The 19,943-nt window shown below is 62.4% G+C and carries 16 protein-coding genes and 1 tRNA gene; 13 read left to right on the top strand and 4 right to left on the bottom strand.

The features are described from left to right. The first annotated feature begins 57 nt into the window (after nt 1–57). Nucleotides 58–462, top strand: a complete 405-nt coding sequence (locus H281_RS0111645) for a PaaI family thioesterase (protein WP_020067285.1) — start codon at nt 58–60, stop codon at nt 460–462. Between the two features lie 33 nt (nt 463–495). After that, nucleotides 496–1,359 (top strand): patatin-like phospholipase family protein, encoded by an 864-nt coding sequence (locus tag H281_RS0111640; RefSeq protein ID WP_020067284.1) that lies wholly within the window; start codon nt 496–498, stop codon nt 1,357–1,359. Here H281_RS0111640 and H281_RS0111635 read toward each other — a convergent pair. After that, complete coding sequence (locus H281_RS0111635) at nt 1,356–2,369, bottom strand: D-2-hydroxyacid dehydrogenase family protein (RefSeq protein ID WP_020067283.1); 1,014 nt, start codon at nt 2,367–2,369, stop codon at nt 1,356–1,358. The genes H281_RS0111640 and H281_RS0111635 overlap by 4 nt on opposite strands. Nucleotides 2,370–2,742: 373 nt before the next feature. Between H281_RS0111635 and H281_RS0111630 the strand changes: the two genes are divergently transcribed. After that, entirely contained in the window at nt 2,743–4,611 is a 1,869-nt protein-coding gene (locus tag H281_RS0111630; RefSeq protein WP_020067282.1) for a phosphoenolpyruvate carboxykinase (GTP), read from the top strand. A 343-nt stretch (nt 4,612–4,954) separates the two neighbouring features. Beyond that, entirely contained in the window at nt 4,955–6,058 is a 1,104-nt protein-coding gene (locus H281_RS0111625) for a LysR family transcriptional regulator (RefSeq protein ID WP_020067281.1), read from the top strand. A 156-nt stretch (nt 6,059–6,214) separates the two neighbouring features. On the opposite strand, the gene H281_RS0111620 is transcribed toward H281_RS0111625, so the two are convergent. From H281_RS0111620 to dprA, 3 genes are all read right to left on the bottom strand, one after another. Then, nucleotides 6,215–8,884, bottom strand: a complete 2,670-nt coding sequence (locus H281_RS0111620) for a DNA topoisomerase III (RefSeq protein WP_020067280.1) — start codon at nt 8,882–8,884, stop codon at nt 6,215–6,217. 249 nt (nt 8,885–9,133) lie between these two features. Beyond that, nucleotides 9,134–9,511 carry a thioredoxin family protein gene (locus H281_RS0111615; protein WP_020067279.1) on the bottom strand — a complete coding sequence of 126 codons (378 nt, stop codon included), beginning with the start codon at nt 9,509–9,511 and terminating at the stop codon, nt 9,134–9,136. 67 nt (nt 9,512–9,578) lie between these two features. After that, on the bottom strand, nt 9,579–10,841 hold the full coding sequence (gene dprA, locus H281_RS0111610) for a DNA-processing protein DprA (protein WP_033379528.1): 1,263 nt from the start codon (nt 10,839–10,841) through the stop codon (nt 9,579–9,581). 244 nt (nt 10,842–11,085) lie between these two features. Between dprA and def the strand changes: the two genes are divergently transcribed. The 9 genes from def (at nt 11,086) to H281_RS0111565 (ending at nt 19,802) form a co-directional block, all read left to right on the top strand. Next, nucleotides 11,086–11,589 carry a peptide deformylase gene (def, locus tag H281_RS0111605; RefSeq protein ID WP_020067277.1) on the top strand — a complete coding sequence of 168 codons (504 nt, stop codon included), beginning with the start codon at nt 11,086–11,088 and terminating at the stop codon, nt 11,587–11,589. A 37-nt stretch (nt 11,590–11,626) separates the two neighbouring features. Further along, nucleotides 11,627–12,613 (top strand): methionyl-tRNA formyltransferase, encoded by a 987-nt coding sequence (gene fmt / locus H281_RS0111600; protein WP_020067276.1) that lies wholly within the window; start codon nt 11,627–11,629, stop codon nt 12,611–12,613. A gap of 113 nt (nt 12,614–12,726) precedes the next feature. Continuing rightward, nucleotides 12,727–13,368 (top strand): LysE family translocator, encoded by a 642-nt coding sequence (locus H281_RS0111595; RefSeq protein WP_020067275.1) that lies wholly within the window; start codon nt 12,727–12,729, stop codon nt 13,366–13,368. 104 nt (nt 13,369–13,472) lie between these two features. Further along, nucleotides 13,473–14,330: a zinc metalloprotease HtpX gene (gene htpX, locus H281_RS0111590; protein ID WP_020067274.1), complete on the top strand. Its 858-nt coding sequence runs from the start codon at nt 13,473–13,475 to the stop codon at nt 14,328–14,330. 168 nt (nt 14,331–14,498) lie between these two features. Further along, nucleotides 14,499–15,938: a 16S rRNA (cytosine(967)-C(5))-methyltransferase RsmB gene (rsmB, locus tag H281_RS0111585; protein WP_020067273.1), complete on the top strand. Its 1,440-nt coding sequence runs from the start codon at nt 14,499–14,501 to the stop codon at nt 15,936–15,938. Then, the gene (locus tag H281_RS0111580; protein WP_020067272.1) at nt 15,935–16,534 is read left to right on the top strand and encodes a DUF4390 domain-containing protein; all 600 of its coding nucleotides are present in this window, start codon (nt 15,935–15,937) and stop codon (nt 16,532–16,534) included. The genes rsmB and H281_RS0111580 overlap by 4 nt, the downstream gene beginning before the upstream one ends. Further along, nucleotides 16,524–18,938, top strand: a complete 2,415-nt coding sequence (locus H281_RS0111575) for a sensor histidine kinase (protein WP_033379527.1) — start codon at nt 16,524–16,526, stop codon at nt 18,936–18,938. The genes H281_RS0111580 and H281_RS0111575 overlap by 11 nt, the downstream gene beginning before the upstream one ends. Continuing rightward, a complete protein-coding gene (esaR, locus tag H281_RS0111570; RefSeq protein WP_020067270.1) occupies nt 18,939–19,631 on the top strand; it encodes a response regulator transcription factor EsaR in 693 nt (230 codons plus the stop codon). Between the two features lie 95 nt (nt 19,632–19,726). After that, a tRNA-Phe gene (locus H281_RS0111565) sits at nt 19,727–19,802 on the top strand. Nucleotides 19,803–19,943: the final 141 nt, after the last annotated feature.

The following is a 19,943-nucleotide window of genomic DNA, read 5'->3' as shown; positions in this document are numbered from 1 at the left end:
ATCATGTCGCGGACACTTGCCGCTTCCGCGCAGCGCGGCTTTTTACGGGGAATTGCCATGGATGACAAAGAGATCACCGAATTGCTCGACCGCGTCCTCGCGCCCTGGGTCCGTTCGCTGACGCTGACTCCCGTGAAGGTCGACGCGGACAGCGCAACGCTTCGCCTGCCTTTCTCCGGCGAGCTGCGTCACTCAGGCGGCGTCATCTGCGGACAGGTGTTCATGGCGGCGGCCGACACGGCGATGATCGTCGCCATTTCAGCCGCGCTCGGCGGCTTCAAGCCGATGACAACCGTGTCGCTCAACATCAGCTTCATGCGTGCTGTACGCAATGGCGACGTGCTGATCACGGCCCGCGTGCTGCGTCTCGGCCGCAATCTCGTGTTCGGCGAAGTCGAGCTGCTGGACGAGACCGGCAACATGGCCGTTCACGCAACCACGACCTACGCGTTGCTCGCATAAACCGCGCGCCAGACAGCATTAGAGGAAATCGAGATGTTCGACCAGGTTGTGTTCGCGGGCGGCGGCAATCGTTGCTGGTGGCAGGCGGGTTTCTGGGACGTCGTGCAACCGGAATTGCGCATCCGTCCACGCGTGATCGCCGGCATTTCCGCTGGCGCCGCGACCGCGTGCATGCTCTACACGCGCGACTCACAGTGGGTCATGCGCTACTACGAAGACGCGCTACGTCACAATTCACGCAACGCCTATTGGGGCAACCTGCTGCGCGGCGAGTCGGTGTTTCCGCATTACCGCATCTACCGTCAGGCGCTGCTCGACATTTACGGTGAGAAGTTTTCATCACTCGCGCAAGCGCCAGAAATTCGCATCGGCGTTTCGCATCTGCCGCGCTGGCTGGGCGCGCGCAGCGCGGTGGCGGCCGGCCTGATCGCGTACAACATCGAAAAATACGTGCGCAAGACGCTGCACCCTACGCTCGGTCAGACGCTTGGTTTTCATCCGGAATTCGTGCGCGCTCAAGATTGCGCGACTGTCGAAGATCTTGCGGACCTGATCCTCCAGTCGTCGAGCACGCCGCCTTTCACGCCGGTCTTGAGGCGCAATGGCCGCCCGGTGCTCGACGGCGGCATGGTCGACAACGTGCCCGTCGGCGCGCTCGACGCCGACGCGCCCGGCAACGTACTCGTGATGGTCACGCGTCTCTATCCGCGGCCGCAGATGTTCGTCGTGCCTCACGGCGCGCAACAACGGCTTTACGTGCAGCCCTCGCGCAAAGTGCCCATTTCGAGCTGGGACTACACGAGTCCTTCGCAGATGGTGCATGCATACAACCTCGGCCGCGCTGACGCCGAGACGTTCCTCCAACGCATGCCCGATCTGCTGGAAATTGCCGCTTAACGCCGGCGTCCGCCCTGCAACGCTTCGGGATTTGCCACGCTGGCGGTGTCGCCGGCGTCGAAAGCCAGAATGTTCTTGAACGCCGCGCTGAAGTAAAGCTCATAGCTCTCGCGCTCGACATAGCCGATGTGCGGCGTGCAGATCACGTTTTCCATGCGCAGGAGGCTGTAGCCCTGCAGAATCGGCTCGCTTTCATACACGTCGATTGCGACCATGCCCGGACGGTTATGCGAAAGCGCGTTGACCAGCGCGTTCTCGTCGAGCAGTTCGGCGCGGCTCGTGTTCACGAGCAACGCGGTCGGCTTCATGCGCATCAGGTCTTCCTGCTTGACGATGCCGCGCGTGTCGTCATGCAAACGAAGATGCAGCGACAGCACGTCGCTCTGCTCGAACAGCGCTTCGCGGCTCTCGGCCACGCCATACCCATCCTCGCGAGCGGCTTCACGCGAATGCTCGCGGCCCCAGATCAACACGTTCATGCCGAACGCCTTGCCGTAGCCGGCAACGAGCCGCCCGATCTTGCCGTAACCCCAGATGCCCAGCGTCTGACCGCGCAACACCTGGCCCAATCCAAAATTCGGCGGCAGTGCTGACGTCTTCAACCCCGACTGTTGCCAGGCTCCTTGCTTAAGGTTAGCCACGTATTGCGGAATGCGCCGCTGCGCCGCCATGATGAGAGCCCACGTGAGTTCCGCGGGCGCGATCGGTGAGCCGCTGCCTTCCAGCACGGCGATGCCGCGCTCCGTACAAGCCGCGAGATCGATGTGATTGGACACCTTGCCCGTCTGGCTGATCATGCGCAAACGAGGCAGTTTATCGAGGAGTTGCGAGCTGATGCGAGTGCGTTCCCGAATCAGGACAAGCGCGTCGACCTCCGAGAGACGGCTCGCCAGTTGGCCGAGTCCGCGGACGGTGTTATTGAAAACTTTGACCTCATGGTCGGCCAGCAATTGAAAGCAGTCGAGCTTGCGAACGGCGTCCTGATAATCGTCGAGGATGGCAATCTTCATGGTATGTGTCTTGCGTCGCACCACGTTGGTGCGGAACGGAATGTTATGCTGACTGTCCCATCATGTGACCCAGGTCACATGGCGGTCTGGCTGATTGCCTTACCGTAGAAGCTGCCGCATAGAACGACAGCGTGACGGCAAGGCCGATTGACATCGTTTTTAACAGTTTGTTGCGTGTTGAGGCAAGCCGCTTTACAGACGGTTGCATCGCCTGTCCAGCGCGTATCGGCCCAACAGACTGTGTTGAAGCCCGTGATGACCTGCGCAATTGCGCGTCGGTTCCTAGAACTGGCGCAACCAATTAAATGCCTCTCGCATGCAGCATCGCCGGGCTTGTACCGTTTTCCTATTCACTACAAACGGAGACAAGTCGATGAATCATCCATCATTCGAAGGACAACCCACAGTCAAAGCGTCAGTAGAAGCGCCCGGGTGGGTCAAACATCGAAAACTGATCGACTGGGTTCAGCGCGTTGCCGCTATGACCAAGCCGGACAACATCGTCTGGTGCGACGGATCGCAGGAAGAGTATGACCGGCTGTGCGCACAGATGGTCGAAGCCGGCACGCTCAGAAAGCTCAATCCCACCAAACGTCCCAACTCATATCTCGCATGGTCCGATCCCTCCGACGTCGCGCGTGTCGAAGATCGCACGTTCATTTGCGCGCAACGTCCGGAAGACGCGGGACCGACTAACAACTGGGTCGCGCCGCAAGAAATGCGCGAAACGCTCGACGGCCTGTTCGACGGCGCGATGCGTGGCCGCACCATGTACGTGGTTCCGTTCTCCATGGGCCCGCTGGGTTCGCCGATCGCGCATATCGGCGTCGAATTGAGCGACAGCCCGTATGTGGTCACCAACATGCGCATCATGACGCGCATGGGCCGCAAGGTGTACGACGTGCTCGGCGAAGACGGCGAGTTCGTGCCGTGCGTGCATTCGGTGGGCGCGCCGCTCGAGGCAGGCGCGAAAGACGTGCCCTGGCCGTGCAACCCGACCAAGTACATCGTCCATTTTCCCGAGACACGCGAAATCTGGAGTTATGGCTCTGGATACGGCGGCAACGCGTTGCTGGGCAAGAAGTGCTTTGCGCTGCGCATTGCATCGACAATGGGCCGCGACGAAGGCTGGCTTGCCGAGCACATGCTGATTCTCGGCGTGACTTCACCCGAGGGACGCAAACATCACGTAGCGGCGGCGTTTCCGTCGGCGTGCGGCAAGACCAACTTCGCAATGCTGATTCCGCCAGAAGGGCTGAACGGCTGGAAAATTTCAACCATCGGCGACGATATCGCGTGGATCAAACCAGGCAAGGACGGCCGCCTGTACGCGATCAATCCGGAGGCAGGCTACTTCGGCGTGGCCCCCGGCACGAGTGAAAAGACCAACTTCAACGCAATGGCCACGTTGAAGGAAAACGTGATTTTCACCAACGTGGCGCTCACCGACGACGGCGACGTCTGGTGGGAAGGCATGACCGATGAACCGCCCGCGCACCTGATCGACTGGCAAGGCAAAGACTGGACGCCGGCGAGCGCGAAGGAGAGCGGGCGCAAGGCCGCGCATCCCAATGCGCGCTTCACGGCGCCGGCGTCGCAATGTCCGTCTATCGACGCGGACTGGGAAAACCCGGCTGGCGTGCCGATCGACGCGTTCATCTTCGGTGGCCGCCGGTCGACCACAGTGCCGCTCGTCACGGAGGCGCGCAACTGGGTCGAGGGCGTCTACATGGCGGCGACCATGGGCTCTGAGACCACCGCCGCAGCCGCCGGGCAGCAGGGCGTCGTGCGGCGCGATCCATTCGCGATGCTGCCGTTCTGCGGCTACAACATGAGCGAGTACTTCGGCCATTGGCTGAAGACAGGCGAGCGCTTGCAGCAGATGAACGCGAAGCTGCCGAAAATCTTTTGCGTCAACTGGTTCCGCAAGGGTGCCGACGGCAAGTTCGTCTGGCCGGGCTTCGGCGAAAACATGCGCGTGCTTGGCTGGATGGTCGGCCGCATCGAGGGCACCGCGCAGGGCGAAGAGCATGCGTTTGGCACGTCGCCGCGGTACGAAGACGTCGACTGGAGCGGTTTGGACTTTAGCCGCGAGCAGTTCGAGCAGGTCATCTCCGTCGACGACGCAGCCTGGCGCGCTGAACTCGCGCTCCATGCCGAACTCTTCGACACGTTGCAGCAAGGCTTGCCGCCCGCGCTGACGCAAGCCAAAACCCAACTGGAAAGCAAACTGGCCGCCTAGCCATGTGAGTGGTCACTACCAATTGGAAGCCGCCTTCGGGCGGCTTTTTAGCTTTTTGGCCATGTTGCGTGCGAAGCGGCGACGCGCAAACCGGACCACGGCCGAGTCGTGTCTATTCGCACAACGGCCTGTCGCAAGCTGCGCCGCAGCACGTTTGTTTCCGTTTGCGGAACAATCGACACTCGCGCCCCACATTAGGGCGCACAGTCGCACGAAAATTGACGAAATTTCCGCTTTTGCGGGCAACTTCTGCACGATTGCGCGAGTCGTAGGAGAATCCCTAGTTCGCTTCCACTGGTTATCACCAATTGTCAGGAAGCCGTAACACGGCAGGAGTTGTCATATGGACCATTTGCAGTCGATGCGAGTTTTCGTCAAGGTGGCGGATCTCGGCAGTTTTGCCCGCGCCGCGAGCGCGATGGATATTTCCAACGCAGTTGCCACCCGTCACGTCGCCGACCTGGAGGGGCGTCTAGGCACGCGGCTGCTCAACAGAACAACTCGCAGCTTGTCCCTGACCGAATCCGGTCAGGTTTATCTCGAGCGCGCGCGCCAGATTCTCGACGAACTTGAAGACGTCGAGCAGATGGTGGTCGCGCGAAATCACGAGCCCGTCGGTACCTTGAGGATCGTCGCGCCGGTCGTGTTCGGCTTGCACAATCTGGCTCCGGTGCTGCAGACGTACGCGGAGCGGTATCCGAAAGTGATTCCCGACGTGACGCTGGTGGACCGTCAGGTCGATCTGGTGGAAGAAGGCTTCGACGTGGGTGTTGTCATTGCCCGGCAAATGCGCAGCGCGAGCATTGTCACGCGGCGTCTCACCACGGGCTGCATGACCGTGTGTGCAACGCCTGCGTATCTGGAAAAGCACGGCACGCCCACGCGTCCCGAGCATTTGCTGGAGCATCCGTGCCTGAGCCTGCCGTCAGAATATTGGGGCGACGAGCGCGTATTTACGGGCCCGGAAGGCGAAGTGCGGGTGCGTCCGTCGAACGTGATCGTGGCAAACAATACGGAGATGCTGCGTCAGTTTGCGCTGCTCGGCATGGGCATCGCGATTCTGCCGAGTTATCTGATCGGCCGCGACATGACGCGCGGCAGGCTGGTGCGCTTGCTCGGCGACTACCGTTTGCCACAAGTCGAGATCAACATCGCTTATCCGAGCCGCCGTCACTTGCCCGCGAAGGTGCGCACGTTCATCGATCACCTGGTCGAGCATTTCAGCCAGACGCCGAACAGCCTGCTTGGCGAACAGTGGATCAAAGACGGCGTCGGGCGGCCGGCGTCGCAGGCGTCATTCGAACCGGCGGATTCGTCCATGCCGCCCGAAGCTTTTGACGGCGCCGAGCCGCTGTCGCGTCTGCTGGACAGCGAACTGTCACCGGTACCCAAGACGTTGGCGAAGACGTCGAACCGCACGCGGCTCTCGGCGTTGACTCCACTGTAAAGGCGTCGTTCGAGAGTCCGGGCCGCGCAGTACAGGCGCGTTCCGCAAGGCGTAAAAAAAATCGCGGTCACCTTTGGTGATCGCGCTTTTTTATCGTCAACTTGAGATCGGGCAGGCAGCGGCGCAGAGGCCGTGCACGCCCGCCTTGTCGCTCGGTCAGGAGCCCGTCTTACGAGCCGCCGTCTTTTTGGCTGGCGCCTTCTTTGCCGCAGCGGTTTTGGTTGCCGGCGCTTTCTTCGCCGCGGCCTTTTTCGCCGCCGGCGCTGCCTTCACCGCGACCGTCGCGTCGCCTTCGTCCGACTCGAGCTCTGCTCCAGCCTTTGCGGCTGACTTCGCCGCGGCGGTCTTCGCCGCCGTCTTGGCTGAGGGCTCTTTCTTCTCGAATTCGAAGCCGATTTTGCCGTCGTTTTGCTTGACGAGGAACGCCTTGAAGTTACGGCCGGTGCGCGACGACTTGAAGTTGGTCAGCAGGTCGGTGCGGCCTTCTTCGAGCAGCTTCGCCATCTGCTCGCGGGCGATCTCCTGCTGCAGGATCACCTTGCCCGAGCGGAAGTCGCAAGTTTTCGGGCTCGCGACCGAGTTCTCGCAGACGTAGCTCATGCCGTGCTCGAACACGCGGCCCTTGCACTTAGGACATGCGCCCACCGATTCCTGGTCGGAGAAGTCAGGCGGTTCGCCGTCTTCGCCGCCCGCGTCCTGACCGAAGTCGAACTCGAGCTTGTAGTTCTCGATTTCGTCGTCGAGTGAAAGCTTGAGAATCGCCGAGAACGGACGGCCCATCTTGCTGCGGAAACCCGACAGCGGACCGATCGTCTTGTTCTTCAGCAGTTCCTCGACTTCCTCGATCTCGAACTGGCGGCCGCCGGGGATTTTCGAAATCGAGAATTCGCACTTCGAGCACGCGAAGCGACGGTAATTCTCCTTCACCTGACCGCCGCAGTGAGGACACGGCGTTTGCAACGTCGCGTAATCGCCGGGGATCGTGTCCGAATCGTATTCTTTCGCGCGCTTGACGATGGTCTGCGTCATGCGGGCAATTTCCTGCATGAACGCGTCGCGCGGCAGGTTGCCGCGTTCCATCTGCGACAGCTTGTATTCCCACTCGCCCGTGAGCTCCGGCGCGGTCAATTCCTTCACACCGAGCCCGCGCAGCAGCGTCATCAACTGGAATGCCTTCGCGGTCGGAATCAGATCGCGACCTTCGCGAATCAGATACTTCTCACCAAGCAGCCCTTCAATGATGGCGGCACGCGTGGCCGGCGTACCGAGCCCCTTTGCGGCCATCGCCTCGCGCAACTCGTCGTCTTCCACGAGCTTGCCCGCGCCTTCCATTGCGGACAGCAACGTGGCTTCGTTGTAGCGCGCAGGCGGTTTCGTCACGAGCTGCTGGGCGGCGATCTTGTCGGTCTTGACCTTCTCGTCCTTCTGCACCGGCACGAGGTTGGCATCTTCACCGCTGATTTCGCGACCGTACACCTGCAACCAGCCCGGCTCGACGAGCACTTTGCCTTCGGTCTTGAAGTGATGCCCGACCACTTCGGTAATGCGGGTGGTCACTTTGAATTCCGCTGCCGGGAAGAACACCGACAGGAAGCGCTTCACCACCAGATCGTAGAGCTTCTGTTCCGGCTCTGACAGATTCTTCGGCGCCTGCAGCGTGGGGATGATTGCGAAGTGGTCGCTGATCTTCGAGTTATCGAAGATGCGCTTGTTCGGCTTCACCCAGCCCTTATCGAGCACCTGCTTGGCAAACGGGAGATAGTTGTTGCTCTCCTTGAGCATGCCGAGCGTCTGCTTGACCGTATCCATATAGTCTTCGGGCAGCGCGCGCGCGTCGGTTCGCGGATAGGTCAGCACCTTGTGCTTTTCGTACAGCGCCTGCGCGAGGCCCAGCGTATTCTTCGCCGAGAAGCCAAAGCGGCCGTTCGCTTCGCGCTGCAAGCTGGTGAGGTCGAAGAGCGCCGGCGACAACTGCGTGGACGGCTTCGATTCCTCGCTCACCGTACCGATCTGGCCGCGACATGCGGCGACGATCGTCTCGGCCGCGGGCAGCGCCCACAGACGCGAGTCGCGCTTTTCCGGATCGAACTCGTCGCGCTTGAACTTCGGGTCAAACCAGCGGCCCTCGTAGAAACCGGCCGCGCAGACGAACTCCGCTTTCACTTCCCAATAGTCTCGCGGCACGAAGCGGCGAATTTTCTCTTCGCGTTCGACGACGATAGACAACGTTGGCGTTTGTACCCGGCCGACCGTGGTCAGGAAGAAGCCGCCGCCCTTGCTGTTGAACGCGGTCATCGCACGGGTGCCGTTGATGCCGACGAGCCAGTCCGCTTCCGAGCGGCAGCGTGCGGCGTCGGCGAGCGGCTGCATTTCTTCGTCGCTGCGCAGACGCGCGAAGCCGTCGCGGATGGCGGCCGGCGTCATGGATTGCAGCCACAGACGCTGAACCGGCTGTTTCGCTTTCGCATGTTGCGCGATGAGGCGGAAAATCAGTTCGCCCTCGCGCCCCGCGTCGCATGCGTTGATGAGGCGGTCGATGTCCTTGCGCTTGAGCAGCTTGGTCAGCACCTTCAGGCGCGACTCGCTCTTGGCGATCGGATTCAGATCGAAATGCGGCGGAATGACGGGCAGGTTGGCGAAGCTCCACTTGCCGCGTTTGACTTCGTACTCGTCGGGCGCGGCGATTTCCAGCAGGTGACCCACTGCCGAAGAGAGCACGTACTCGTCGCTCTCGTAGTATTCGTCATGCTTGGTAAAACCGCCCAAAGCGCGCGCGATGTCGTTCGCGACGGAAGGCTTTTCGGCGATGATCAGTGCTTTGGACATGACTCGATGTGAGGTTGGTATATCCGGGTTGGTGGCCTTGAGCGCGCCCTTCTGGCGCGACCCTCGTTTGCGACCTTGCGACCCATTAACGACCGCTTTATAGCACACGGCGCGAACGCGGCGTGTCAACTGCCATAAAAGCGCGCCATCAAAATTGCGCGCCTGGCAACTGGCCAGGCCGCGTCAAACATGCACCGCGCCGGCCGCAACGCCTACGCCGTAACGGCGCCTACAGGCGGCCGATCGCTCTCAGGCGACGGTCAGCGCGGGTCGCAATTTCGGCGCGCCGCTCACGCCGGGCAACGCGGTCAAATCCGACAACATCCGCTCCACGATCGCTGCCTGCGGCAAAACGGTGCCGAAGAATCGTGTCGTTACTGAGTCTTCGATCAGGATGGTGGGAAAATTCTCGACATCGAGATCGTCGAAGCGATCAGCATGCGTTTCGATGTCGATCCATGCGAAACAGATTTCCGGATGCCGCTCGGCCAGCTTGTCGAACGCCTCCTGATACTCGCGACAGGTCCCGCACCATTGCGCACACAGGCAGGCAACGAACAGCGTGTCGGGCTCGTTGACGCGCTCGGCGATCCGGTCTTGGTCGGTGTCGAGATTCAGCGCGGGCATGGTGGTTCCTCAGGTGCTTTGTCGGATGCTTTGGCGCGAATGTAGCATGGCCGATCCCGGAGAGTGGTCAAGCTGGGTCAAAGCAGTTCGCGGCGGTCCGGCCTTGGCTTGCGCGGGTGTAACGCCCGCCGGGCAGCGCGCTGACCTCGCCGGCCAGTTCCAGCTGCAGCAACGTCGTTTGTAGTAGGGCGTAATCCATTTCGGTGCGCGTGGCCAGTATTTCAAGGGGCGTTGGGGCGTAGCCGAGGGCGGCGAGCAGTCGCTGGGCGTCCGGGTCCCGGCAGACGGTCATGTCCGATGCCCGCGCTCGTGACACCGTCTGCGTCGACTCTTCACTCTGCGCACGAGCGGTTGCCGCATTGTCGGCCGCAGCGGAGCAAGCCGCCTGCGTCGCCGCCCTATCCCGCCGGGTGCTAGCCCGAATTGGCGTGGTTATCGCGAAGCCCAATTCCTCCAGAACCTCGTCTGGCGTCTCCACGAGCTTCGCCCCCTGCTTGATCATGCGATGGCATCCGCGCGACAGCGGCGCGTGGATCGAGCCCGGCAACGCGAAGATATCGCGGCCCATCTCGTTCGCTAGGCGCGCCGTGATGAGCGAGCCCGAACGCATGGCCGCTTCCACGATCAGCACGCCGCTGACGAGTCCAGCGATCAGCCGGTTGCGCTGCGGAAAGTTGGCGGCGCGTGCGGGCGTGCCGAGCGGCCATTCCGAGAGAATGGCGCCTTGCATCGCGATTTGCCGGGCGAGAGCGTGGTGCGCAGCCGGATAGACGAGATCGGCGCCCGTACCGATTACGGCGACCGTGCTGCCGACGCCTTCGAGCGCGCCCCGATGAGCCGCACCGTCAATGCCTTGCGCCAGCCCCGACACGACGGTGACGCCTGCCGCCGCAAACGTCCGCGCGAACCGCTCGGCGTCTTCCATGCCTTGCGGCGTGGCGCTGCGGCTGCCCACCAGCGCGACGGCTCGTGTATGCAACAGGTCCAGCCGGCCCTTTATATATAGCAACGGAGGTGGATCGGGCATGGTGAGGAGCGCTGGCGGATAGGCCGGGTCGTCGAGCGTGACCAGATGGTTGCCCGGCAGCTCGCGCCATGCGATTACCGCGTCGAGCTGAGCGTCGAATTCGGGGCCGGTGGGAGCCAGGGCGGCGCGTGCTGCAGCCTCGCCGGCGATCGCGGCGAGCGTTTCATGGTCCTGCTGGAGAATCGTTTCGGGTAGGCCAAAGGCGCTCAGCAGCAGGCGCAGCGCCGCGGGTTTGAGCCCCGTGGCGAGAGAAAGCCGCAGCCACGCGGCGAGTTCGATATGGGTTGCAGGCAAGGTGTGCATTGCGGGGCGATCCTCGTGCAGGGCCAGCGGGCAGACGGGCGCCATGCTAAAATTTTCATCATCCGAAATAACTGCGGCGCCGCGCCCACCCGCGCGGGCTCGTCGTTTGGCGCATCTGGCGCGTTGAATCGAACCGGTTCGACACCATCTATCGTGTGCGTATTGCGACGGGCCGACAACCTGGCCGAATGGCCAACGTGAGCCCTCACACGGCTGGCGGCGCCAAAAAATCACACTCGAAATCATGGCTTTACTGAACATTCTCAATTACCCGGACAAGCGCCTGCACAAGGTCGCGAAGCCGGTCGAACAGGTCAACGACCGCATCCGCCGCCTTGTCGCGGATATGGCCGAGACCATGTATGCCGCGCCGGGCGTTGGCCTTGCGGCCACCCAGGTGGACGTGCACGAGCGCGTGATCGTGATCGACGTGTCGGACGCGCACGATCAACTGCTCGCCTTCATCAATCCGGAAATCGTCTGGTCCAGCAACGAGAAAAAGCTGTCGGAAGAAGGTTGTCTGTCTGTGCCGGGCATTTACGACAACGTCGAGCGCGCCGAGAAAGTGCGCGTGCGCGCCCTGAACGAAAAGGGCGAAACCTTCGAAATGGACTGCGAGGGTTTGCTCGCCGTGTGCATCCAGCACGAAATGGATCACCTGATGGGCCGTGTGTTCGTCGAGTATTTGTCGCCGCTGAAGCAGACGCGCATCAAGAGCAAGATGAAAAAGCTCGCCCACGCAATGTAATGCGCGTTCATTCCGCTCCCTGCTTCGGCCCCTGCTCATGAGCCATTCGTTGCGCGTTGTCTTTGCCGGTACGCCGGAATTTGCGTCGGCCGCGCTGGCCGCAATTCACGACGCCGGTTTTCCGGTGCCGCTCGTGCTGACGCAGCCCGACCGCCCGGCCGGGCGCGGCATGAAACTGCAGGCGAGCCCGGTCAAGCGCTACGCCGAAGAACATGGGCTGGCCGTCGCGCAACCGCCTTCGCTGCGCCGGGAAGGGAGATACCCAGCCGAGGCCGAAGCCGCCATCAATCTCCTGCGCACCACGCCGCACGACGTGATGGTGGTTGCAGCCTACGGCCTGATCCTGCCGCAGGAAGTACTCGATATCGCGCCGCTTGGCTGCATCAACATTCACGCGTCGCTGTTGCCGCGCTGGCGCGGCGCCGCGCCGATCCATCGCGCGATCGAAGCGGGCGACGCTGAAACCGGCATCACGCTGATGCAAATGGATGCCGGTCTCGACACCGGCGCCATGATCTCCGAGGTGCGCACGCCGATTTCCGCGAACGAGACAACCGCCACGTTGCACGATCGCCTCGCCGAACACGGCGCGAAGCTGATAGTCGCGGCGCTCGTCGAACTGGAGCGCAATGGCAAGCTGACCTCGACGCCGCAACCCGCCGATGGCGTGACGTACGCCGAAAAGATCGGCAAGCACGAGGCCGCGCTCGACTGGCGCCGCCCGGCCTCGGTGCTCGCCCGCCAGGTGCGTGCGTTCGATCCGTTTCCGGGCAGCGTGGCGACGCTCGAAGACGGCACGTCGATCAAGATCTGGGCGGCGGCGGCCGAACCCACGCAAGCCGGGGATGCGCCCGGCACGATCGCCGGCGTTTCGCCCGAAGGGGTCGTCGTGACCTGCGGCGACGGCGCGCTGCGTCTCACGCAATTGCAGAAGCCCGGCGGCAAACGTCTGCCGGTACGCGAATTCCTGGCCGGCTTTGCGCTGGCTGCGGGGCAGCGTTTCCAGCTTCCCGAAGCAAAGTAGCACCAGTCGGCGGCGCCTGAACATCGTCCGTTTGGCCGATGCTCAACGGCCCCGCCCGACAGTCGCCGCGCGTTAAAATCCTCTATGCAAACGCTCATGTTCCGAGGATCCTCATGTTCGGCATCACCCATTTCGAATTCTTCGTCGTCGCGGTCTTCCTGCTGAACGTGACGCCCGGGCCTGACACGGCTTATATCGTCGGGCGTAGCGTCGCGCAGGGCCGCGGCGCGGGGCTCATGTCCGCGCTGGGGATTTCGGCCGGGTGCTGCGTCCATTCGCTAGCTTGCGCGTTCGGCTTGACCGCGCTGCTCGCCGCGTCGGCCACGGCGTTCACCGTGATCAAGTTTGTCGGTGCGATTTATCTGATTTATCTCGGCGTGCGCCTCATCTTCGCGAAACCTGCCGAAGACCAGGCCCGCGGCGAAGCGCGCGGGGCGGGTGCACCAAAGTCGCTGCGCCAGCTGTTCCTGCAAGGCTTCTGGACAAACGTACTGAACCCAAAGGTCGTGCTTTTCTTCGTCTCTTTCTTTCCGCAGTTCGTTACTGCCGGCACGGATCACAAGGCGCTCGCTTTTCTCACGCTCGGCGCCGTATTCGTCGTGATGAGCATGCTGTGGAACAGCTTCGTCGCCTGGATCGCCGGCAGCGTGACGCGGCGTTTCTCCGGCAAGCCGTCGGTGAAGAAGTGGCTGGACCGCGGCGTCGGCAGCGCCTTTGTCGGCCTGGGAATCAAGCTCGCCACCGCATCGAGATGATTGAATTTTCCGCGCGCGCCTATATCTAACAGTTAGCTTACAATCAGGCGCCGCGAAGATGCGGCATGGAAATGAACCCCGCGTTAGGGCAAGGAGTTGCAGACATGTTCAATTGGGTCAAAACCGCGATGTTGATGGCCGCGATCACGGCCCTTTTCATCGTGATCGGCGGAATGATAGGCGGCACGCGCGGCATGACGATCGCGCTCGTCATCGCTCTCGGCATGAATTTCTTTTCGTACTGGTTTTCGGACAAGATGGTGCTGCGCATGTACAACGCGCAGGAAGTCGACGAAACCAGCGCGCCGCAGTTCTACCGCATGGTGCGCGAGCTTTCCACGCGCGCCGGCTTGCCGATGCCGCGCGTGTATCTGATCAACGAAGACGCGCCTAACGCGTTCGCCACCGGCCGCAATCCGGAGCATGCAGCGGTTGCCGCGACCACGGGCATTCTGCGCGTGCTGTCCGAGCGCGAAATGCGCGGTGTGATGGCACACGAACTGTCGCACGTGAAGCACCGCGACATTCTGATTTCGACAATTTCGGCCACTATGGCCGGCGCGATTTCCGCGCTCGCGAACTTTGCTATGTTCTTCGGCGGCCGCGACGAAAACGGGCGTCCCACGAACCCGATCGCCAGCATTGCGGTCGCGCTGCTCGCGCCTATTGCCGGTGCCCTGATCCAGATGGCGATCTCGCGTGCGCGCGAATTCGAAGCGGATCGTGGCGGCGCGCAGATTTCCGGCGACCCGCAAGCGCTGGCTTCGGCGCTCGACAAGATTCATCGTTATGCGAGCGGCATTCCGTTTCCGGCAGCCGAGCAGCATCCGGCCACTGCGCAGATGATGATCATGAATCCGCTGGCGGGCGGCGGCATCGCGAATCTGTTTTCAACGCACCCGGCCACAGAAGAGCGCATCGCGCGCTTGATGGAAATGGCCCGAACCGGGCGCTTCGAATAACGGCGATGCGCAGTGCATGACCAAAGGCGAGTCTTCTGACTCGCCTTTTTAATTTGGTGACAGCGCGCGCTTCCGCGGCCGCCGCGCGTGCGGGGGCCGTTAGCCGCGCCACGCTACAATGTGTGTTCATTGTGTCGCGCGTACCGCACGGCCTGCCTTTGCCTTCCCATGAATCTAAAGCCTTCTTCGCGTTCTGCTTCTTCGTCGGCGCGTCCGCGCGAATCCCGTTTGTCCGTGCTGCATCTTGCGCCGGAATCGCTCGGCTTTGCGCTCGACTGCGCAGCGCAAGCGGTTGGCGCTGTCCGCCTCGGGGCAGCTTTGCCGGCCGCGCTGCAATCTGTCTTCGTGTCTGCGCCCGAGGGTAGTGCGGCCGCTGCGCGCGGCGCGGTGCAGGACATCGCCTATCGCACGATGCGCCGTCTCGGGACTGCCGAATGGTTGATCGCAAAGCTCGTCAAAAAGGCGCCGCCGCCGCACGTCGGTCATGTGCTTGCCTGCGCGATCGCGCTTCTGATCGACGACGAAGCCAGTGCAGCCTACACGCCGTTCACGGTGGTCGACCAGGCAGTGAGCGCGATCTCGGCGCGTCGCGAATTCTCGTTCGCCAAGGGGCTTGTCAACGCCGTGCTGCGCAACTTCCTGCGCGAACGCGAGGCGCTGCTCGAAGCGGCGCAGACCGATGAAGTCGCGCGCTGGAACTACCCGTCATGGTGGATCGACGCGGTAAGACGCGCATGGCCGGACGCGTGGCAGGACGTGCTCGCAGCCGGCAACACGCAAGGTCCGTTGACGCTGCGTGTGAACGCCCGTCATTCGACGGTTGATGCGTACCTGCAGGTTCTCGAGCAGCATCACATTGCCGCGAGCAAGGCCGGCGAATATGCGGTGAAGCTCGCCACGCCCATGCCCGTCGACCGCATTCCCGGCTTTAGCGAAGGCGTGGTTTCGGTGCAGGACGCAGGCGCTCAGCTCGCCGCGCAACTGCTCGGCGTGCGTGACGGCATGCGTGTGCTCGACGCCTGCGCGGCGCCCGGCGGCAAGACCGGGCATCTGCTGGAACTGGCGAACCTGCAACTGATTGCGCTCGAAAGCGATGCGACGCGCGCCCGGCGCATCGGCGAAAACTTGCAGCGGCTGAAGCTCCAGGCGGAAGTGCGTATTGGCGACGCGGGCACGCCGTCGAAATGGCACGACGACATCGATCAGCCGTTCGACCGCATTCTCGCCGACGTGCCGTGCTCGGCGTCGGGAATCGTGCGGCGTCATCCGGATATTCGCTGGTTGCGCCGCGCCTCCGATATTCCCGCGCTCGTCGACGAACAGCGGCGCATTCTCGACGCGCTGTGGCCGCTCGTGAAGCCAGGCGGTGAATTGCTCTACGTTACGTGCTCGATCTTTCCCGAAGAAGGCGAGTTGCAGGCGCAGTGGTTTGGAAACAAGCACCAGGATGCGGTACGATTGGACGCGCCGGGGCAACTTTTACCTACGGTCGCCCGCGCGCCCGCCGACACATCGGCCGGTTCCCATGCCGGAGAATTCGCTGACATCAGCGCCGGCGCGAACTCAGACCACGACGGATTTTTCTACGCGCGCTTTCAGAAACGGTGACCATCAAACGCTTCTTCCCGCTTCGGCTCGCTGCCGTGCTTTGGGTCGCGCTGGCCGTCTGGCTTGTCGCGCCCGGCGCGGCGTACGCCGACTCGATTGCCGTGCAGCGCGCTTCGCTGCAGGCCGACAACACCGGTTGGAGCCTGGACGCGCGTTTCGACTTCGAGTTGAACAGCAATCTCGAAGACGCCGTGAATAAGGGCATCCCGTTGTATTTCACCACCGACTTCGAGTTGAGCCGGCCGCGCTGGTACTGGTTCGACGAGCAGCCGGTGAACGTGTCGCAAAGCCTTCGCCTGTCGTTTCAGCCGCTCACGCGCGAATATCGCGTGTCCAGCGTGTCGTCGGGCGGTTTGCAACTCGGCTTCACCACGCTAAAGGATGCGCTCGCGGTCATCAAGCACGTGACGTCGTGGCACGTGATCGACCGCAACGAAGTGCATGCCGGCGAGACATACAACGCGTCCGTGCGTATGCAACTCGACATCGCATTGATGCCCAAACCGTTCCAGATCGACGCGGTCAACAACCGCGACTGGAATCTCGCTTCCGAATGGAAGCGCTTTACTTTTACGGTGACCGAACGTGCTAAATAAAGTGCGCTCCGCCACCAGTGTCAGCAGCATCGTCGTGCGCGTGCTGGTTTCCACCGTCGCCGTGACGGCTGTGTTGCTGCTCGTGCTGCTCGCGGCGGCAAGCGCGAACACCGAATTCTTCGACCGCTATTACCAGTGGCTTTACGCCGCGAATCTCGTGGTCGCGATGATCTTTCTGCTGGTGGTGGCGACGCTCGTCATCATCATCATTGCCCGATTACGAAAGGGTAAGTTCGGCACGCGGCTTCTCGCAAAACTCGCGTTCTTCATGGCGCTGGTCGGCGTGGTGCCGGGCGGCATCATTTATGTGGTCTCGTATCAGTTCGTGTCGCGCAGTATCGAGTCGTGGTTCGACGTGAATGTCGAAACCGCGCTCACGTCGGGTCTGAACCTCGGGCGCGGCATGCTCGACGCGTCGCTGTCCGATCTGCAAACCAAGGGCCGCCTGATGTCCGAGCAGCTCGCGAGCGCGGACGCCGCGGGTACGACGCTCACGCTGCTGCGTCTGCGCGACCAGTTCGGCGTGCAGGACGCGACAATCGTCGAGCCCACGCGCAGCATGTCCGGCGCAACGCCCGACATGCATGTGGTCGCGCAGGCATCCAGCAATTACGCGTCGCTCGTACCGAACGATTTGCCTACGCCGCTAATGCTCGACCAGGCGCGCGGACGCGGCTACGCGGCAATAGAAGGCGAAGTCGACGGCGATCCGCGCGCTCACGGCAGCAAGGGCGCGCTGCGACTGCGGGTCGTGCAGCGTATTCCCGACTCGAACGCGTCGCTGTTGCAGCCCACTGAACGCTTCCTGCAACTCACACAGCCAGTGTCGCAATCGCTCGCACGCAACGCCGATGCTGTGCAACGCGCGTATCGCGAGTATCAGGAGAAAGCGCTCGGACGAACCGGCTTGCGCAAGATGTATATCGGCACGCTGACGCTCGCGCTCTTTCTCGCCACGTTCATCGCGATGATGCTCGCGCTCGCGCTCGGCAATCAGCTCGCGCGGCCGCTGTTCCTGCTCGCGCAGGGCACGAAGGAAATCACCGAGGGTGACTACACGCCGAAGCGCGAAATCAAATCGCGCGATGAGCTCGGCTTTCTCACCCAGTCGTTCAACGCAATGACGCGGCAATTGTCCGAGGCACGCGCGGCCGTCGAGAATAATCGCATCGCACTGGAGCATTCGAAGGCGTATCTGGAAAGTATTCTCGCGAACCTCACTGCGGGCGTGTTCGTGTTCGACCGCCAGTTCCGGCTCACCACCGCGAATCGTGGCGCCGAGCGCATCTTCCGTCAGCAGTTCCAGGAGGTGCTGGGCTCGGCGCTCGAACAGATCGGCGTGCTGAGCGAATTCGGCGGCATGGTGCGCAAGGCGTTTGCCGATCGCGAAGCGGCAAGCGGCGACGGTCACGACGACGGCGGCCACTGGCAGCAGCAGTTCTCGGTTCAGGTGGCGGGCGAAAGCGAGCCCCTCACGTTACTCGTGCGCGGTGCGCGACTCGTGTCGGCGACCGATCGCGACGCTCAGGACATGCAGACGTCGGGCTATGTCGTGGTATTCGACGACATCTCGGACGTCATTTCCGCGCAGCGTTCCATTGCATGGGGCGAGGTCGCGCGGCGGCTCGCGCATGAGATCAAGAATCCGCTTACGCCGATTCAGCTATCTGCCGAACGTCTGCAGATGAAGCTCGCCGACAAGCTGTCGCCGTCGGACGCAGATGTTCTCAAGCGCGGCGCGACCACAATTGTGAACCAGGTCGCGGCGATGAAGCAGATGGTCGACAATTTCCGGGACTACGCACGCACGCCTCCCGCCGTGCTGGCGCATCTGCAATTAAACGATCTCGTGACCGAAGTGCTGACGCTGTATGGCATCGAGGAAGGCAAGGGCGCGATTCATGTCGAACTCTCCGCGCTGCCCGCGATTCGTGGCGACGCAACGCAATTGCGCCAGGTGATTCACAACCTGCTGCAGAATGCGCAGGACGCGGTGGCAGAGATCGAGCACCCACGTGTGGTGCTCGAGACGAGGACAGTAGAATACGGAGACCCCGACGCGGAAGGCAAGGCACGCGTCGCGGTACGTCTGACAGTGTCGGATAACGGACCGGGCTTCCCAACGCGTATCCTCACCCGTGCATTCGAGCCTTACGTCACGACCAAGGCGAAAGGCACGGGCCTGGGTCTTGCGATGGTCAAGAAGATCGTCGACGAACATGGCGCGCGCATCGACATTCGAAACCGCCTGAAAGCGGGCGATGTCATCGAAGGCGCGCAAATTTCGATTCTCTTCCTTCAACTGGCAGACGACGCCGCGGCTCCCGAAGCGGGACCGCGTCCTGCGCACGGCAGTACGTCGCAGGGAAAGACAAAAGCAACATTGCAGACAAAGGCAGCGTAAATGGCAACCATCCTGGTGGTAGATGATGAAATGGGCATCCGGGAATTGCTCTCGGAGATCCTGAGCGACGAGGGGCATGTCGTGGAGGCAGCGGAAAACGCGCAGCAGGCGCGCGAATTCCGTTTGCGTCAGGCGCCGGACCTGGTGCTGCTCGACATCTGGATGCCCGATACCGACGGCGTGACGCTGCTCAAGGAATGGGCTGCGCAAGGGCAGCTCACGATGCCGGTGATCATGATGTCAGGCCACGCGACGATCGACACCGCAGTCGAAGCGACGAAGATCGGCGCGCTGAATTTTCTCGAGAAGCCGATCGCGTTACAGAAGTTGCTGAAGGCTGTGGAGCAAGGCCTTGCGCGCGGAACTGCGGCCGTAGCGCCGGGCGGCACCGCCGCCAAATTGACGTCGCCGATGAATTCTTCGGCGGTGGCTTCGGCAGCGGCATTGCCGATGCTTTCCTCGGCTGACGGCTTGGGCAGCGGCGTGCTCGCGGCGCAAACGGCATCCATCTCGTTCGACATCCCGTTGCGCAATGCGCGCGATGCGTTCGAGCGCGCGTACTTCGAGTATCACCTCGCGCGCGAGAACGGCAGCATGACGCGTGTCGCGGAAAAGACGGGCTTGGAGCGCACGCACTTGTATCGCAAGCTCAAACAGCTCGGCGTCGATCTCGGGAAGAACAAAGGCGAGTGAGCACCGCGTTACCTGCGCGGATTTCACCTCCCCACATTTTTTCGGGAAGGGGCTTGCCCAGCGAATGACCCTTTGATATCATTTCGTTCTTCGTTGGCCCGGTAGCTCAGTTGGTAGAGCAGCGGATTGAAAATCCGCGTGTCGATGGTTCGATTCCGTCCCAGGCCACCAAGATTCAGCCCCAGGAAATCGCAAGATTCTTGGGGCTTTTCCTTTTGCGGTGAGCTTTCGTTGCTTCGGTGCTCGCCGGTAGTACGTCGGGGCGCGCCGGGCGAGGTTCGGCATCGCGTGATAAAATCGCGCCAGTTCAAG

It is taken from the genome of Paraburkholderia caledonica, from assembly GCF_000383275.1.
Lineage (GTDB): Bacteria > Pseudomonadota > Gammaproteobacteria > Burkholderiales > Burkholderiaceae > Paraburkholderia > Paraburkholderia caledonica.
Note: the sequence above shows the minus strand (reverse complement) of the source record. Positions and strands in the feature narration are given on the sequence as shown.

Excerpts from the sequence above, each read along its gene's own strand:
- H281_RS0111635 (WP_020067283.1), bottom strand. The coding sequence starts at position 2,369 with ATGAAGATTGCCATCCTCGACGATTATCAGGACGCCGTTCGCAAGCTC.
- htpX (WP_020067274.1), top strand. The coding sequence starts at position 13,473 with ATGTTCAATTGGGTCAAAACCGCGATGTTGATGGCCGCGATCACGGCC.
- rsmB (WP_020067273.1), top strand. The coding sequence starts at position 14,499 with ATGAATCTAAAGCCTTCTTCGCGTTCTGCTTCTTCGTCGGCGCGTCCG.
- H281_RS0111630 (WP_020067282.1), top strand. The coding sequence starts at position 2,743 with ATGAATCATCCATCATTCGAAGGACAACCCACAGTCAAAGCGTCAGTA.
- H281_RS0111615 (WP_020067279.1), bottom strand. The coding sequence starts at position 9,511 with ATGCCCGCGCTGAATCTCGACACCGACCAAGACCGGATCGCCGAGCGC.
- dprA (WP_033379528.1), bottom strand. The coding sequence starts at position 10,841 with ATGCACACCTTGCCTGCAACCCATATCGAACTCGCCGCGTGGCTGCGG.
- fmt (WP_020067276.1), top strand. The coding sequence starts at position 11,627 with ATGAGCCATTCGTTGCGCGTTGTCTTTGCCGGTACGCCGGAATTTGCG.
- def (WP_020067277.1), top strand. The coding sequence starts at position 11,086 with ATGGCTTTACTGAACATTCTCAATTACCCGGACAAGCGCCTGCACAAG.
- H281_RS0111625 (WP_020067281.1), top strand. The coding sequence starts at position 4,955 with ATGGACCATTTGCAGTCGATGCGAGTTTTCGTCAAGGTGGCGGATCTC.
- H281_RS0111640 (WP_020067284.1), top strand. The coding sequence starts at position 496 with ATGTTCGACCAGGTTGTGTTCGCGGGCGGCGGCAATCGTTGCTGGTGG.
- H281_RS0111645 (WP_020067285.1), top strand. The coding sequence starts at position 58 with ATGGATGACAAAGAGATCACCGAATTGCTCGACCGCGTCCTCGCGCCC.
- H281_RS0111620 (WP_020067280.1), bottom strand. The coding sequence starts at position 8,884 with ATGTCCAAAGCACTGATCATCGCCGAAAAGCCTTCCGTCGCGAACGAC.
- H281_RS0111595 (WP_020067275.1), top strand. The coding sequence starts at position 12,727 with ATGTTCGGCATCACCCATTTCGAATTCTTCGTCGTCGCGGTCTTCCTG.
- esaR (WP_020067270.1), top strand. The coding sequence starts at position 18,939 with ATGGCAACCATCCTGGTGGTAGATGATGAAATGGGCATCCGGGAATTG.